The organism is Gemmobacter megaterium, assembly GCF_900156815.1.
Classification (GTDB): Bacteria; Pseudomonadota; Alphaproteobacteria; order Rhodobacterales; family Rhodobacteraceae; genus Wagnerdoeblera; species Wagnerdoeblera megaterium.
In genome coordinates, this window is sequence record NZ_FTOT01000001.1 from 298,352 (window position 1) to 314,370 (window position 16,019).

Genomic DNA, 16,019 nt, shown 5'->3' on the forward strand with positions numbered 1-16,019 from the left:
GCTACAGCGCCTGGCTGCGGCTCGCCCGGCGCTGCGCCGAAAGCTCTTCGGCCACCAGAAAGGCCAGTTCCAGCGACTGGCTTGCGTTCAGGCGCGGATCACAGGCGGTGTGATAGCGGCTGGACAGATCCTCGTCGGAAACCGCGTGCAGGCCGCCGGTGCATTCGGTGACGTCCTTGCCGGTCATTTCGAAATGCACACCGCCGGGAACCGTGCCTTCGGCCTTGTGAACGGCAAAGAACTCGCGCACCTCGCGCAGCACGCTGTCGAAGGGGCGGGTCTTGTAGCCACTGGCCGCCTTGATCGTGTTGCCATGCATCGGATCGCAGGACCAGACCACGCTCGCCCCCTCTTCCTGCACCGCGCGGATCAGGCGGGGCAGGTGGTCCCCGGCCTTTCCGGCGCCGAAACGGGCGATCAGGGTCAGGCGCCCGGCCTCATTCTCGGGGTTCAGGGTCGCCATCAGGCGTTTCAGGTCATCGGTGGTCATCGAGGGCCCGCATTTCAGCCCGATCGGGTTCTGCACGCCGCGGCAGAAGTCCACATGCGCGCCATCGGGTTGGCGCGTGCGGTCGCCGATCCAGATCATGTGGCCGGACCCTGCCACCGGCAGGCCGGTGGTCGAATCGATCCGGCACAGGGCCTCTTCATATTCCAGCAGCAGGGCCTCGTGGCTGGTGTAGAATTCCACGGTGGACAGTTGCGTGACGCTCGATCCATCGACCCCGGCGGCCGACATGAAATCCAGCGCATCCGAGATTCGGTTGGAAATCTCGCGGTAGCGTTCGGCCTTGTCATGTTCGGCAAAGCCCAGCGTCCAGGAATGCACGCGGTGGATATCGGCATAGCCGCCGGTCGAAAAGGCGCGCAACAGGTTCAGGCTGGCGGCGGCCTGGGTATAGGCCTGCAACATGCGTGCCGGGTCGGGCAACCGGGCATCCGGGGTGAAGTCGAAGCCGTTGATGATGTCGCCGCGATAGCTGGGCAGTTCGGTGCCCGCGATCACCTCGGTCGGCGCGCTGCGCGGCTTGGCGAATTGTCCGGCCATGCGGCCCACCTTGACCACCGGCACCTTGGCGCCAAAGGTCAGCACCACGGCCATCTGCAAGAGCACCTTGAACGTGTCGCGGATGTTGTCGGCGCTGAATTCGGCAAAACTTTCGGCGCAGTCGCCGCCTTGCAGCAGGAACGCCTTGCCCGAGGAGACGTCGGCAAGCTGTTTCTTGAGCCGCCGCGCCTCGCCCGCGAAGACAAGGGGGGGATATTTCGCCAGTTGCGCCTCGACCGCGCGGAGCGCAGCCTGATCGGGATAGTCCGGCATCTGGATGCGCGGCTTGGCGCGCCAGTCCGATTTGCTCCATCCCTTGGCCATGATATCCTCCGGTTCCTGCCCAGTCGGAACCGATATAGGGGCAGGCCCGGTGTGACGCCACCGCAAAATGCCCGTGCCGGCTGCGCGGTGGCAACCGCCGGGGCGCTGCCCCGGACCCCGGGGTATTTGCAGCAAGATGAAAATGCGCCGGACAAGAGCTGTGGCCGGGCTCAGGCGGGGGTGGTGATCTGCCCGCCGCCGACCGCCGCCGCGACGCCGGTGGTGCCGGGGCAGGAGGTGGGCAGCCCGCGGGCGACGCGGACGGCGAGATGGGCGAATGCCTGGGCCTCGAGCATGTCGCCGTCGAACCCCGCCTCTTCGACGGGTGCGACCCGGCAGGGCAGGCGGGTGGACAGGGCCTGCATCAGGCTGCGGTTGTGGCGGCCGCCGCCTGTGGCCAGCACAAGGGACGGGACGGCCGGCAGATGCGGCAGGCCCGCGGTGACGGCGGCGGCGGCGGCGGCGGTCAGGGTCGCGGCGGCATCCGAGTCGGACAGCGGTTCGACCGCCTGGGCCAAGGCGGAAAAGGCGTCGCGGTCCAGCGATTTGGGCGCCATGCGGAAGAAATAGGGATGGCGCAGAAAATCTGCGACCACGGCCTCGTCCGGGGTGCCCAGGGCCGCAAGCGCGCCGTTCTGGTCATGTGGCAGGCCAAGGCGGCGCTGCATCAGATCGTTGATCGGGGCATTGGCGGGGCCGGTGTCAAAGGCAAAGAGCGCCCCGGCCAGTTGTGGCTCGGCCAGGGCCGGGTTGGCCCAGGTCAGATTTCCGACGCCGCCAAGGTTGAGGAAGACCACCGGATCGGCGCCAAGACGGCGGGCCAGGGCAAAATGATAGAACGGCGCCAGCGGCGCCCCTTGCCCGCCCAGCCGCACATCGTCGGAGCGGAAGTCCCAGACCACCGGCAGGCCAAGCACTTCGGCCAGGATGGCGCCGTTGCCGGCCTGATGCGTGCCCCGCCCGCCCGGATCATGCGCAAGGGTCTGGCCGTGAAATCCCACCAGATCGACATTGTCGAAGCGGGACAGCAGTTCGGCATGGGCGTTCTCGACCACTTCGGCCGCGGCATCGGCGCGCGGGTCATCCGGCCATGTGCCAAGCGCCGCACGCAGCGTGGCCTGTTCGGCCGGGCTGTAAGGTCGGAAGGCCGACGGTCCGAACTCATGTATCCGTGTCCCGTCGGTCAACAGCATGGCGGCATCCACCCCGTCGAGCGAGGTGCCCGACATCGCGCCAAGTGCCCAGACCGGCCCTGCCTTCAACATGCGCTTCCCCTTGGCTCTGCGCGCAGCTATACCGGCGCGCACCCGAACTATGGATGATGATGCCATGACCTACCATGCCAAATCCGATTTCCTTCGCGTGATGCTCGAGCGGGGCTATGTGGCCGATTGCACCGATTATCAGGCGCTGGACGAAGCCTTGGTCAAGGGGGTTGTGCCAGCCTATATCGGCTATGATGCCACGGCGGCGTCATTGCATGTCGGGCATCTGCTGAACATCATGATGCTGCGCTGGTTGCAAAAGACCGGGCACAAGCCGATCACCCTGATGGGCGGCGGCACCACCAAGGTGGGCGATCCGTCGTTCCGGGCCGACGAACGCCCGCTTCTGACTCCCGAAAAGATCGACGAGAACATCGCGGGGATGCAAAAGGTCTTTGCGCGCTACCTGTCCTACGGGCCGGGGGGCGGCGATGCCATCATGCTCAACAATGCCGAATGGCTGGACGGGTTGAACTATCTGGAGTTTCTGCGCGACATCGGGCGGCACTTCAGCGTGAACCGGATGCTGTCTTTCGAGTCCGTCAAATCGCGGCTAGACCGGGAACAATCGCTGTCGTTCCTGGAGTTCAACTACATGATCCTCCAGGCCTATGACTTCCTGGAGCTGAACCGCCGCTATGGCTGTCTGCTCCAGATGGGCGGGTCGGATCAATGGGGCAATATCGTCAACGGCATCGACCTGACGCGCCGGGTGATCGACGCGCAGATCTTTGGCCTGACCTCTCCGCTCCTGACCACTTCCGACGGGCGCAAGATGGGCAAGTCGGCAGGCGGTGCCGTCTGGCTGAACGGCGAGATGCTGAGCCCCTACGAGTTCTGGCAGTTCTGGCGCAATACCACCGATGCCGATGTGGGCCGGTTCCTCAAGCTTTATACCGAGCTTCCGGTCGAGGACTGCGACCGGCTGGGCGCGCTTGGCGGCGCAGAGATCAACGGTGCCAAGGTGATCCTCGCCAACGAGGTGACAACGCTGTTGCATGGCGCCGAGGCGGCGGCGGCGGCCGAAGCCACTGCGCGCGAGGTGTTCGAGAAAGGGGGCATCGGGGGCGAGCTGCCAACCGTTGCCCTGAGCGCCCAGGAAGCCGCCGATGGCATCAGCCTGTCACAGCTCTTCGTGCGCGCAGGGCTGGCGAAATCCGGCAAGGAGGCCAAACGTCTGATCGCCGAAGGCGGCGCGCGGGTGAATGACGCCGATGCGACCGACGCGGGCCGCATCATCCGCGCCGAGGATCTTGCCGAACCGCTGAAACTGACCGCAGGGCGCAAACGCCATGCTCTGGTGACGCTGGGCTGAAACCAAAGCGGGGCGCCCCAGATCCGGCGCCCCTTTCATCTTGCTCCAAATACCCCGGGGGGAGGGCTGCGTCATGCAGCCCAGGGGGGCAGCGCCCCCCGCCCGCAGCCGCCACAGGCCCGAGGTCTAATGAGGGCGCGCCCGTCCCCGCCGGATCGCGCGCGGGCGCAGCGCCCCCAGATGTTCGGCATCCGGTTCGACGCCGAAATGCTGGTGCTGACTGAGGCCCGGCAACTGGCTGCGCACCGCTTCGGCCAGTTCGGGGGGCAGGGCGGCGACCGTCGCCTCATTCACCATCAGGCTTTCGACGGGGATGCCTTCGGCATAGATGATCTCATGCCGGTCGAAGACCAGGCTGAAATATTCGGCAAATCCGCTTTCGCGCCTGAAGATGGTGTCGTCATCGACCAGATGCTGCGCCTGGACCAGCAGTTCCGCGGTGGGCAGCCCCGGCAGCCGGTCGCGCTGATACAGGAACAGGCGATGATGCGGGCCGACGATCAGGTCTCCGTCGTTGCCCATCGTGCCGCTGGTGATGACCACCGGCGCAAAGGAACCGCGCGCGCGCAGCGTCGTGCGACCGATCCAGCGGATGGGTTGGGGGCCATGGTCGCGGGTCAGCACCCGGCTGCCCGCGGTCAGTTGTTCGATCGGTAGCTGGGCCCCCGAGGCCAGCGTGATCCGTGTGCCGCGATGGAACGACAGGCAGATCAGGTCCGACAGCCGCAGCTCGTCCGGCGGATCTTCGGCGGCCAGCAGGGTATAGTCGGTGCGCGGCGCGATCGGGGTCAGCGGCAGGGCATAAAGGGTGGTCTGGCTGGCCCGGCCTGCCGCCCGGTGCCGCAGCAGCAGCAGTTCGACCTTTTGCCCGTCTGGCGCCATCAGGGTCAGCCGGGCCGACAGCGCGACGGGATCCCCTGGGTCGCCGACCTCGGAGCCTGGCGCCACCACCTGCTGGCGGGCCGGCGGGCCGCCATCGCGCGGGCGGGCCAGCGCCAGCCGCAAGGGCTGCGCCATGGCGTCGAGTTCGTAGACATCGCCGGCACACAGATCCTCGATTTCGGCCAGCCCGTCCCCAAGATTGGCGCCAGAGGTCACGAACAGGTCGGCGGCGGCAAAGACATGCGCCACATGGGCGGCACTGCGGGTTTCGGGCGAGCTGGTCATGTGGCCTCCGTCAGCAGGCAAGGCGGTTGGCCTTGGCGTCGGGCAAGTGTAGGACTGGGCGGGGCCCTTTCCATGTCACGATCATGGCAGGACCGGGGCGCAGGACAGAAAGGGCAGGAAATGGATCTGGGGATCAAGGGGAAAACCGCGATTGTTTGCGCAAGCTCCAAGGGGCTGGGGCGCGGATGTGCCGAGGCGTTGGCCGGGGCCGGGGTGGATCTGGTGCTGAACGCACGCGGAGCAGAGGCGCTGGAGGCCACGGCACAGGCGATCCGGGCCGCGCATGGGGTCAAGGTTACGGCCATCGCCGCCGATATCACCACCGAAGACGGCCGCGCCCGCGTGCTGGAGGCGGCGGGGCAGGTTGATATTCTTGTCACCAATGCCGGTGGCCCGCCGCCCGGACTGTGGTCGGACTGGAGCCGCGAGGATTTCATCAAGGCGCTGGATGCCAACATGCTGACACCCATCGCGTTGATGCAGGCGGTGTTGCCGGGCATGATGGAGCGTGGCTGGGGCCGGGTCGTCAACATCACCAGCCAGTCGGTGAAATCGCCCATCGGCGTGCTGGGCCTGTCGAATTCGGCGCGCGCGGGGCTGACCGGCTTTGTCGCGGGGACCGCGCGTCAGGTGGCCCCCAAAGGCGTGGTGATCAACAACCTGTTGCCGGGCCTTCATGCGACCGATCGCGCGGCGTCGCTGGACGGCGGCGCGGCCAAGGCGCAGGGCATCAGCGTCGAAGAGGCCAAGGCGCGACGCATCGCGGCGATTCCCGCAGGCCGGTATGGCACGGCCGACGAATTCGGGGCGACCTGCGCGTTCCTGTGTTCGCAGCACGCCGGGTTCATTGTCGGGCAGAACATCCTGCTGGACGGCGGGGCGTTCAACAGCACGCTCTGATCCCGTGGCACGCGGGGCGGGGGGCCTGCCCCCCGTCTGGCCGGCGGGGGCCTGCCGCTGTCCCTGACGGTTCGATCTGGCGACATGGCCCCGGTGGCCATGCGGGGCAGGGCATATGCGGTCTGGACCGGCCGGGGGCGGGATCAGGCGATGGGGGGGGCAAGGCGTTCGGCGGCGCGTTCCAGCCGCCCGGCCACCTTGTCCAGCCGCGCGAGCACGGTATCGCGCGCCAGTTCTGTATGCGGCAGAAGGCCGGCATAGATCATGTCGGCAAGCGCCTGGGCAGAGCCTTCGGGATCGAAATCGCCTTCGCTGCGCAGGAAGGACCAGGTCCGGTGTTCGACCGCACCGAACACCATGTCGCGCACCAGCGAGGGTGAGGCATCGGCCCGGAACACGCCGTTGGCCATGCCCTCGCGCACCACGTCGGCGATGCGGCGGGTATAGTCGCGGTTCAGGGTGAACAGCCGGGTTTCGCGGTAGAGCGGATCGGGACGCAGTTCCAGAAACACCAGCCGCGACAGGCCGGGGTCGCGTTTGATCGACAGCAGGTGGTGATAGATGAGATAGTGCAGCCGGTTCCATTCGCCCTTGACCGCCTCGAACCCGGCCGCATCCTTGGAGATCATCTCGACATACCATTCTTCGGCCACGCGCAGCAGCAGGTCGCGCTTGTTGGTGAAGAAACGGTAGATCGTGCCCTCGACCACCCCCGCCCGTTCGGCGATGTCCGAGATCAGCGACTCGGAATAGCCCTTTTCGGTAAAGACCTCGCGGGCGGCGGCCATGATGTCGGAGATGCGCCGTTCGGGGGGAAGGCGGTTGACGGTGCGTTTCGTCTTGCGCTGAGTCATGGTGGCCCCTGGAATGCGACGCCTGCCGTTCTAGCGATCCCCGTAGCTGAATCCCAGCCCCGCGCGTGCATCCTGCTGGATGCCATATTGCGGGAAGGGATAGCGAAAGCCGTTGCGGGCCAGCGCCTCCATGCCCTCGATGGCCTTGGCCATGTCGGCCAGCGGCGCGGCCATCAGCATTTCGTCGTCCAGAACCCCGCCATAGCGGCGTTCGGCAAAGCACGGGATTGACAGCGAGGGTTCGCGCCGGACCAGCGCGCGGCCCCAACTGTCTGCGCAGGCGCTTTCGCCGACGACCGACCAGTCGAACCGCTTGTAGCCCTGCCATTGCAGGCCGTTGATGAAATAGATCATCGCGCCGGGCGTGGCGTAGAACAGCGCGATGTCGGGCGGGTCGAGCCGCCCCGAGGCCAGCGGCGACACCACCAGCGCATCATACTGGCCCTCGGGCACGCAATGCATGGCGGCCTGATGCGCGGCGGCGCCGGGCTGGTCCTGGAACCAGACGCCGGTCATATGTTCGCCCGATTGCCATTTCGCGGTCTGCGCCCGGCCAAGGCCGACGACGGCGCGGCACTGGTCGCCCACCAGATCCTCGGCCGTGACCCCGACGGTCCAGCCCAGCCGCGCCGCCTGGGCGACGATCTGGTCCAGCGTATGGACATCCTTCGGGCGGCGGATGCGGGGGATGGCCTGCATCTCGGCCCGGTCGGTGAACATCTTCATGCCAAAGGGCAGGCTGCGCAGTTTCAGCAACCGCTCCAGCGCGGCGGCGATCATGCGGCTGTCGATCTGTGGTGTGGGTGCGGTATCCATGACGGTGTTCCTAGGCCAGCCAGCGTTTGCGGCGGCGATAATGTTTGACGCCGTGGTAATCCACATGGGTGGTGCCGCCGCCCAGATATGCCTCCTTGATGTCGGGGTTCTCGCGCAGCACTTCGGCGGGGCCGTGCATCACGATACGGCCCTGTTCGATCAGATAGGCATGGCTGACGACGTCCAGCGCCGCAACCGCATTCTGTTCGACCAGCAGCACCGCCACGCCTTCTTCGCGGTTGATGCGGGTGATGATGTCGAAGATCTCGTCCACCAGCAACGGGGCAAGGCCCAGGCTGGGCTCATCCATCATCAGCAGTTTGGGCCGGGTCATCAGCGCGCGGGCGATGGCAAGCATCTGTTGTTCGCCCCCCGACAGATAGCCCGCCTTGGCCCGCGCGCGATCCTTGAGCCGGGGAAACAGCTCGAACATATGCGCGACCATGTCGGTGATCATCGCGCGGTCGCTGTGCATGGTGGTGGCGGCGATCAGGTTTTCCTCGGGCGTCAGATGTTCAAAGACCTTGCGCCCCTCAAGCACATGCACGATGCCGCGCCGCACGCGGGCCGGCGGGTCCAGTGCCAGGATGTCCTGCCCCTGGAAGGTGATCGACCCGCGCGTCACCGCGCCCCGTTCAGGGGCCAGAAGGCCGCTGATGGATTTCAGGATCGTGCTCTTGCCGGCGCCATTCGCGCCCAGCAGCGCGACAAGCCCGGCCTCTGGCACCTCAAGCGAGGCGCCTTTCACCGCAAGCGACACCTGGTCATAGACCACTTCGACACTGTTGACCGAAAGCAGGGCCATGGTTCATCCCGTCGTCAAGGGCCCCGCCCGCCAGACTGGCGGACGGGCGGGGCAGGGTATCAGTTGCCGGTCTTCTTGAACTCTTCCGAGTATTTGCGGACCTCTTCCCAGACCACATCCTGGTTGGCGCTGAACCAGTCTGTCACCGGCTCGAACCGCTCGCCCGTCCAGCGGGCGATGCGGGCCATGCCGCCGCCCTGGTGATCCTCGGGGGTGATCGTGGTCGAGGGGATCAGCCCTTCGGCGGTGTAGTCGGTGATCGAGTTCAGCCCGGCATTCAGCCATTCGCCGCTGACAGGGCCGTCAGGGGCAATCTCGACCGCGCGGCGCACACCTTCCAGCATCAGGGCGGTGATCATCACGCCATAGTTGTAATAGGCGGTGCCCACCTTGTCCTCGGGTCCGGCGCCCTTGCCGGTGCCGACGACCTCGGACAGGATGTCCTGGATGATCTTGGGATCACGCCCCGATGCGCAGGGTTCGACCTTGAGCACGCCGACGGTCTGGTCGCGGCCCACGACATCCATGTCAGATTCCGACACCCAGACGCTGCCCGACACCCGGCTCATGTCCAGCCCGTTGCGCGCCGCTTCGGTCAGGGCCACGGTCTGGCCTACCCCGGCGCCCCAGAACATCACCCAGTCGGGCCGGGCCCGGCGCACCTGCGGCCAGATCGCCGACTGGTCGTTGCCGGGCGGGGTATAGGGGAAGGCGACAAGCTTGTAGCCCTCTTTCTCGGCCAGCTTTTCCAGGATCGGCAGCGGTTCCTTGCCAAAGGGTGTATCGATATGGACAAAGGCGATGGTCTTGCCTTGCAGCGATCCGCCGTCCTGCTGCTTGAAAAAGTCGATCAGCAGGCCCGATTGGGTCCAGTAGTTGGGCGACAGCGGAAAGACATAGGGAAAGGCCGTGCCATCGGCCGCATCGGACCGGCCCGAGAACGCCGTGACCATGTTGATCTTGTCGGCCAGCACACGGGGCACCAGCGCGCGGGCCACCGGGGTGGACAGCGGGTCGATCAGCACCGCCCCTTGCGACTTGCCACGCTCGTAGGCTTCGATCGCGCGGGGCTGGTCGTTCGCGTGGTCGCTGACATCGGGCACGATGGTATAGCCGCCGATGCCGCCCCGGCCGTTGATCAGGCTGATATAGTCGCGCTGGCCCTGGCTGTATTCCGAGGTGACGAAGGTATAGACCCGCGTGAAGTCCATCGGCAGGGAAAAGCGGATTGTCTTGTCCTGCGCAAAGGCCACGCGGACGGGCAGTTGACTGGCCAGGGCCGCGACGGCGGCACCTGTCAGGATATTGCGACGTGTCAGGCTCATGTCAGTTCCTCCCATTGTCGTTCATCACTACCGGGCGTGGCGGAAGGGCCAGACCAGGAAGTAATTCCGTATGTTGTTGTAGATTTTCGCCAGCCCCAGCGGTTCGACCAGCAAGAAGCCCATGATCAGCGCGCCATACAGCATCAATGGCAGATGGGCGCGCAGATCCATGGGGATCGCCAGGCCGAACTGGTCGGCGCCCCAACTGATCAACTGGTTCAGGATGATCGGCGCGAACAGGATCAGCCCGACGCCAAGGAACACGCCCAGCACGCTGCCCAGGCCGCCCACGATGACCATGGCGACGAGCTGGATCGACAGGTCCAGATGGAACTGGTCGGGCGAGATGGTGCGATAATAGCAGACCGCCAGCACGGCGCCCATCATGCCGCCGATGAAGGACGACACCCAGAAGGCCAACAGCTTGTAGCGGAACGGATCCACCCCGATGATCGAGGCGGCATAGTCCTTTTCCCGCACTGCGGCCAGGGCACGCCCGAACGAGGTGCGCCGAACGTTCAGCATGAACACCGTCAGCACGGTACAGATCGCCAGCGCGACGTAATAGGGCGCGCGGTCCCCCTGCACGGGGATGCCGAAGAAGGTGACATTCGGCACGGACAACGCTGCCTGGCTGCCGCCTGAAATGGCGGGAAACTGCACGATGACGAAATCGACGATATATTGCATCGCCAGCGTTGCCATGGCCAGATACAGCCCCTTCACCCGCAATGCTGCCGCGCCGAAGATGATGCCGACCGCCGCTGCCGCCACGCCGCCAATGATCAAGGCCAGCTCGAACGGCACGCCCGCCCGCATGGAATGGACCGAGGCATAGGCGCCAATTCCGATCACCGCCCCATAGCCAAGGTGAATTTGCCCGGCGCCCCCCATCAGCAGGTTCAGCCCCATCGCGGCCATCGACCAGATGATCAGCGGCAGAAGGTAGCTGATCACATACAGCCGGTCGATCAGGAACGGCGCTGCCAGCAGCAGCAGAAAGATCACGGCAATGGTCCAGCGATCGGCAGGCAGGCGCCAAAGCTGGCGTTCGTCCTGATAGCGGGTGAAGCTGATCCCGGCCTTGCGGAAAAACATGTCACACCCTCTCGATATGTTCGCGGCCGAACAGGCCATGTGGACGAAACAGCAGCGTCAGCAGGATGATGGCCGAGGCGACGACATCGCGCGTTCCGCCGCCGACGATTGGGTCCAGAATGCCCGTGGCCAGGCTTTCGGCCAGCCCCACGATGATTCCGGCAACCAGCACGCCGACGATGCTGTCCAGCCCGCCCAGAATGGCAATGGCCAGCGCCTTGATCAGCAGCAACGACAGCGACCAGTCCACACCCTGCGTTGCCCCCCACAGCACGCCCGAGGTGGTGGCCATGGTCGCCGACAGTCCCCAGGCCACGGCAATCGCGCGTTCGACCTTGATCCCCACCGACCAGCTTGCGGTCTGGTTGTCGCTGACCGCCCGCATGATGATGCCGAAGCGCGAATTGAAGAACAGGATCGACAGCAGGATCAGCGCCAGCGACACCCCGCCGCCGATCAGGATCGCGCGGTTCAGGAACAATTCGCCCAGAAAGATCGGCGTGTTGGGGATCCCGAGGTTCAGCCGCTTGACCGCTGCGCCGAAAAAGCCGGGCAGCACCCCGCGCAACAGGATCTCCAGCCCGATGGTCAGCATGATGACCATGATCACCGGCTGTCCGATCATCCGGCGCAGCGCCACCCGTTCGATGGCGGCGCCAAAGGCGAACATCAGCGCGATGGCCAGCGGAATGGCCACCCAGATCGGCATTCCCAGCCCCGAGGCCAGGATGACGACCACATAGGCCCCCGTCATGGCCAGCGCGCCCTGCGCCATGTTGGCAATGCCCGATGTCTTGTAGATCAGCACGATCCCGGCAGCGATCAGGGCATACATCAGCCCGACGAACACGCCGTTCACCGCCAGTTCCGCAAGCAGGATCATGTCCATGTCTCAGACCTCCCGGATGCTCAGGTTGCGGCTCAGCGTGCCCTGCCGGCCATCTTCATAAGTGATCTTGGCGTCGAACGTGACCTCGCGCGCGCCGCCGTACAGCGCGTCGATCAGCCGGGCATAGGTCTGTTCGATCACCTTGCGCCGCAGTTTGCGGGTGCGGGTGATTTCGCCATCATCGGCGTCGAAGTCCTTGTGCAGGTTGACAAAACGGCGAATGCGCAAGGCATCGGGCTGCAACTCGTTGACGCGGGCGATTTCGGTGGTGATCAGCTCGATCACCTCTGGCTTTTGCGACAGTTCCGCATAGCTGGAATAGGACAGCGACCGCTGTTCGGCCCAGTGCCCGGTTGCCTCGTAGTCGATGCAGACAATCGCGGTCAGGTCGTCGCGCCCGGCGCCCAGCACCGCGATATTGCGGATATAGGGCGAGAATTTCAGCCGGTTCTCGATGAAGGTGGGAATGAAGCGTTCGCCCTGTGCGGTCTCGACCAGTTCGCTTACACGCCCCAACACCACCAGATCGCCACCCGGCTGCACCCGCCCGGCATCGCCGGTGCGCAGATAGCCATCGGGGGTCAGCGCCTCGGCCGTGGCTTCGGGGTTGTCGGCATAGCCATAAAAGACCGAGGCAGAGCGGATCAGGATTTCGCCATTGTCGTCGATCCGCACATCCACACCAGGCATGGCGCGGCCCACGGTGTCGATGCGCACGCTGCCTTCGACCTGCGCGGCGGTGAGGGCGCAGGTTTCGGTCTGGCCGTAGAACTGCTTGAGCTGGATCCCCAGGGCGCGGAAGAACAAGAAGGTCTCTTCGCCCATCGCCTCGCCGCCGGTAAAGGCGCGTTCGGCGCGCGACAGGCCCAGCCAGTCCTTGAGCGGGGCATAGACCAGCAGGTTGCCCAGCCATTCGCGGACCACTTCGGTGGCGGTGGGCTTGTGGCCCTTGAGGCGCTTGCGCTCCAGTTCGATCGCGCGGGGGATGAACCAGTCGAACAGGCGGCGTTTCAGCGGTGTGCTGTCGGCCATGCCCACCTGGATGCGGGTCAACATCGCGTCCCAAGCCCTTGGTGCCGCAAGGTAAAACGTAGGTGCAACCTCGCGCAGGTCATGCAGCGCGGTTTCGGCGCGTTCGGGGATGTTGATCACCGCCTGCAACAAGACGCCCGCCGCCAGGCTGAACACGAAGTCCCCGACCCAAGCCGTTGGAAGATATGCAAAAAGCCGTTCTCCCTTGCGGAAATATCCGCCGGCCTCAGCATTGGCGATCCCGCCGGTGATATTGGAATGGCGCAGCGGAATGCCCTTGGCCAGACCTGTGGTGCCAGAGGAATACAGCAGCACCGCAGTGTCATCCGCCCCCGCACGGGAGACCAGATCGGCAGCCAGCCCCGGCGCCTCTGCCAGCCGCCTGCGGCCGCGTTCGGCCACCTCGGACAGGGCGATCAGCCCCGGTTCGGCGTAATGGGCCAGCCCGCGCGGATCGTCATAGACGATGGTGGTGGGGCGCCCGATCTGCGCGCGCAGATCCAGCAGCTTGTCCACCTGTTCCTGATCTTCGGCCAGGGCGATGTCAGGGTCGCCAAAGCGGACGAAGTTCTTGAACTCCTCGACCGGCACATCGGGATAGACCGGCGAGGGAAAGGCCCGCAGCGCATTGGCCGCCAGCATGGCGAAATAGATCGTCGCGCGGTTGTCGCCCACCACGGTCAGCGCATGGCCGGGTTTCAGGCCCAGCGTCTCGAACCCGGCGGCCAGCGCCAGCACCTCGTCCAGCACCTGGACCCAGGTCCATTCGCGCCAGATGCCATATTCGCGTTCGCGGAAACCCGGCTGCCTGCCCGCCTGCGCCGCATTGGCCGCCAGCGCCGCCACCAGCGTGGCCGGGCGGCCCGCATCATTCACCGGCCAGCCGGTGATCCTGCCCTGCACGCTCATGCCGCACCCCCCGCATGACGGGCCGCCGCCCGCGCACCCAGATAGGCGGTGATCACGGCCGGATCGGCGATGGTGGCCCGCGGCTCGCCTTGCGCGATCACCTCGCCATAGGACAGCACCGTCACCCGGTCGCAAAGCGCGGTGACGACATCCATGTGATGTTCGATCAGCAGGATGGTCACATCCCGCTCGTCGCGCGCATCCAGGATGAAGCGGGCGATATATTCCTTTTCTTCCTGGTTCATGCCGGCCATCGGCTCGTCCAGGATCAGGAATCGCGGCTCGGCCACCAGCGCGCGCGCCAGTTCCACCCGCTTTTGCAGCCCCATCGGGATGACATCCACGGGTTCGTCGCGGATGTCCTGCAACTGCATGAAATCAATGATTTCCTCGACGACGCGGCGATGCGCCAGTTCCTCGCGCTGTGCCCAGATCCAGTAGAACAGGGTGGCCAGCGACGACGGGCGCATGTGGGTGTGGCGCCCGACCAGGATGTTGTCCAGCACGCTCATCCCCTTGAACAGGGCAAGGTTCTGAAAGGTGCGCGCCACGCCCCTTTTGGCAACCTTGTGCGGCGCCAGTCCGGTGATGCGTTCGCCGTACAGTTCCACCTGGCCCGCATTCGGCGGGTAAAAGCCGGTCATCACGTTGACCATCGTGGTCTTGCCCGATCCGTTGGGGCCGACAAGGCCAAAGATCTCGCCCTTGTGCACCTCGACATCGACGCCTTTCAGCGCCCGAAGCCCGCCGAAAGAGCGTTCGATCCCCGTGCAGCGCAGGATCGGCTGGTCCGTCTTGCGCTCAGTCATGCTGGGCAGTGGCGCGCAGGGCGCCGTTCTGTGGCTGTGTGGTCTGGACCACGCTCTCCTCCCTGAAATCGTGGTGTCGCAGGCGGTCTCTCGCCGTCTTGGCGCTATTTGAACCCGTTTCATTTATTTCTGTCAAGCATCTTGTTTCTGGGTAATGCAGGCGCAGAAACCAAGATTTTCACTTGCAGAATTGAAGTATTTCGTTCGATGTGGAAAAGAATATTGATGAATATGCTTCAGGAAGGCGGGGCTTCCGCCAGTTCGACAGGGAGGAACGCCGGATGACGACCGATGAGCGCACGCAGCGTGGCATGGTGGCCGTGGCAGAGACGATTCGGGCGGCACGGGCAGAGGTGCCATGGTGGGCCGCGCGCCTGCCCGATCCGGGGGCAGGTCCGATGACCGCCGAATCGCTGGCGGCCCTGCCGGTGCTGCGCAAGGCCGACCTGCCGGGCTTGCAAGCGGCCGATCTGCCGTTCGGCGGGCTGGCCGCGCGGCCAGCGTCGGGGTTTGCGCGGCTGTTCCTGTCGCCCGGTCCGATCTGCGAGCCGGGCGACGGCGCCGATGCAGGGGCCGCGCGGGCGCTGCGCGCAGCGGGTTTCGGGGCGGGGGACGTTCTGCTCAATACCTTCGGGTATCACCTCACGCCCGCCGGGCTGATGTTCGATGATGCGGCACGCGCTGCCGGGGCTGCGGTGATCCCTGCGGGCGGCGGCAATACCGAACAGATCGTTGCGGCGATGCGCGCCTATCGTCCGACCGCCTATGCCGGGACGGCGGATTATCTTCATATCCTGATCAAGGGGGCCGATGCCGCAGGGGTTCCGCTTGCGATCACCCGTGCCTTCCTGTCGGGCGCGGCGGTCACGCCGACGCTGCGCGCTGCCTTCACCGGGCGCGGGGTCGAGGTGTTCGAGCTGTACGGGACGGCCGAACTCGGGATCCTCGCCTATGAAACCCCCAGCCATGACGGGATGGTCCTGAACGACGGGATCTGGCCCGAGATCGTCGCCCCCGGCACCGGCGCGCCGCTGGCGCCGGGCGAGGTGGGTGAACTGGTTGTCACCCTTTTCCGCACCTCGTATCCGCTGATCCGGTTCGCCACCGGGGATCTGACCGCGATTGTCGCCTCTGCCGATGGGGCAGGGCCGCCGCGCCTGCGGGGCTGGATGGGCCGCGCGGATGATGCTGTCAAGGTCAAGGGCATGTTCCTGCGCCCCGGAATGCTGGCCGAGGTTCTGGCGGCTGTCGGGGCCCCGGCAAGGCCCGCGCGCTTTGTGGTGGACCGGATCGACGAACGGGACCGGCTGACGCTGGAGATCGAAGGGCCCGACGATCCGGCCTTGGCCGAGGCGCTGCACAAGTCGGTGCGCAGCGTGACCCGGCTGGGCTGCGAGCTGCGCTGGTGCGCATCGGGGGCGCTGCCGCAGGGGGCCACGCTCGCCGATCTGCGCTAGACCTCT

General features: G+C 65.9%; 14 protein-coding genes. 3 read left to right on the forward strand and 11 right to left on the reverse strand.

Going from position 1 to position 16,019, the window contains the following annotated elements; translation table 11 throughout:
- Position 1: 1 nt before the first annotated feature.
- Together BW970_RS01390 and BW970_RS01395 are read right to left on the reverse strand one after the other, a co-directional pair.
- The gene (locus tag BW970_RS01390; protein WP_076527962.1) at positions 2-1,372 is read right to left on the reverse strand and encodes a class II 3-deoxy-7-phosphoheptulonate synthase; all 1,371 of its coding nucleotides are present in this window, start codon (positions 1,370-1,372) and stop codon (positions 2-4) included.
- Between the two features lie 170 nt (positions 1,373-1,542).
- Positions 1,543-2,637, reverse strand: a complete 1,095-nt coding sequence (locus BW970_RS01395; RefSeq protein WP_076527964.1) for an anhydro-N-acetylmuramic acid kinase — start codon at positions 2,635-2,637, stop codon at positions 1,543-1,545.
- Positions 2,638-2,701: 64 nt separating this feature from the next.
- On the opposite strand from BW970_RS01395, the gene tyrS reads away from it, so the two are divergent.
- Positions 2,702-3,952, forward strand: a complete 1,251-nt coding sequence (gene tyrS, locus BW970_RS01400) for a tyrosine--tRNA ligase (protein ID WP_076529139.1) — start codon at positions 2,702-2,704, stop codon at positions 3,950-3,952.
- Between the two features lie 126 nt (positions 3,953-4,078).
- On the opposite strand, the gene BW970_RS01405 is transcribed toward tyrS, so the two are convergent.
- Positions 4,079-5,119: a Hint domain-containing protein gene (locus BW970_RS01405; RefSeq protein ID WP_076527966.1), complete on the reverse strand. Its 1,041-nt coding sequence runs from the start codon at positions 5,117-5,119 to the stop codon at positions 4,079-4,081.
- A 120-nt stretch (positions 5,120-5,239) separates the two neighbouring features.
- Between BW970_RS01405 and BW970_RS01410 the strand changes: the two genes are divergently transcribed.
- Positions 5,240-6,019, forward strand: a complete 780-nt coding sequence (locus BW970_RS01410) for an SDR family oxidoreductase (RefSeq protein WP_076527968.1) — start codon at positions 5,240-5,242, stop codon at positions 6,017-6,019.
- Between the two features lie 143 nt (positions 6,020-6,162).
- Here BW970_RS01410 and BW970_RS01415 read toward each other — a convergent pair whose 3' ends face one another.
- Genes BW970_RS01415 through BW970_RS01450 form a run of 8 tightly spaced genes read right to left on the reverse strand, consistent with a single transcriptional unit; the run spans position 6,163 to position 14,556 of the window.
- Positions 6,163-6,873, reverse strand: coding sequence for a TetR/AcrR family transcriptional regulator (locus tag BW970_RS01415; RefSeq protein ID WP_076527970.1), 711 nt, complete (start codon positions 6,871-6,873; stop codon positions 6,163-6,165).
- Between the two features lie 30 nt (positions 6,874-6,903).
- Positions 6,904-7,689, reverse strand: coding sequence for a DUF169 domain-containing protein (locus BW970_RS01420; RefSeq protein WP_083701087.1), 786 nt, complete (start codon positions 7,687-7,689; stop codon positions 6,904-6,906).
- Between the two features lie 10 nt (positions 7,690-7,699).
- Positions 7,700-8,494, reverse strand: coding sequence for an ABC transporter ATP-binding protein (locus BW970_RS01425; RefSeq protein WP_083701088.1), 795 nt, complete (start codon positions 8,492-8,494; stop codon positions 7,700-7,702).
- Positions 8,495-8,553: 59 nt separating this feature from the next.
- On the reverse strand, positions 8,554-9,819 hold the full coding sequence (locus tag BW970_RS01430; protein WP_076527972.1) for an ABC transporter substrate-binding protein: 1,266 nt from the start codon (positions 9,817-9,819) through the stop codon (positions 8,554-8,556).
- A 27-nt stretch (positions 9,820-9,846) separates the two neighbouring features.
- Positions 9,847-10,917: a branched-chain amino acid ABC transporter permease gene (locus tag BW970_RS01435; protein WP_076527973.1), complete on the reverse strand. Its 1,071-nt coding sequence runs from the start codon at positions 10,915-10,917 to the stop codon at positions 9,847-9,849.
- A 1-nt stretch (position 10,918) separates the two neighbouring features.
- Entirely contained in the window at positions 10,919-11,806 is an 888-nt protein-coding gene (locus tag BW970_RS01440; protein ID WP_076527975.1) for a branched-chain amino acid ABC transporter permease, read from the reverse strand.
- A 3-nt stretch (positions 11,807-11,809) separates the two neighbouring features.
- Positions 11,810-13,747 carry an AMP-binding protein gene (locus BW970_RS01445; RefSeq protein ID WP_076527977.1) on the reverse strand — a complete coding sequence of 646 codons (1,938 nt, stop codon included), beginning with the start codon at positions 13,745-13,747 and terminating at the stop codon, positions 11,810-11,812.
- Positions 13,744-14,556: an ABC transporter ATP-binding protein gene (locus tag BW970_RS01450; RefSeq protein ID WP_076527979.1), complete on the reverse strand. Its 813-nt coding sequence runs from the start codon at positions 14,554-14,556 to the stop codon at positions 13,744-13,746. The genes BW970_RS01445 and BW970_RS01450 overlap by 4 nt, the downstream gene beginning before the upstream one ends.
- A gap of 281 nt (positions 14,557-14,837) precedes the next feature.
- Between BW970_RS01450 and BW970_RS01455 the strand changes: the two genes are divergently transcribed.
- A complete protein-coding gene (locus tag BW970_RS01455; protein WP_076527982.1) occupies positions 14,838-16,013 on the forward strand; it encodes a phenylacetate--CoA ligase family protein in 1,176 nt (391 codons plus the stop codon).
- Positions 16,014-16,019 lie beyond the last annotated feature (6 nt).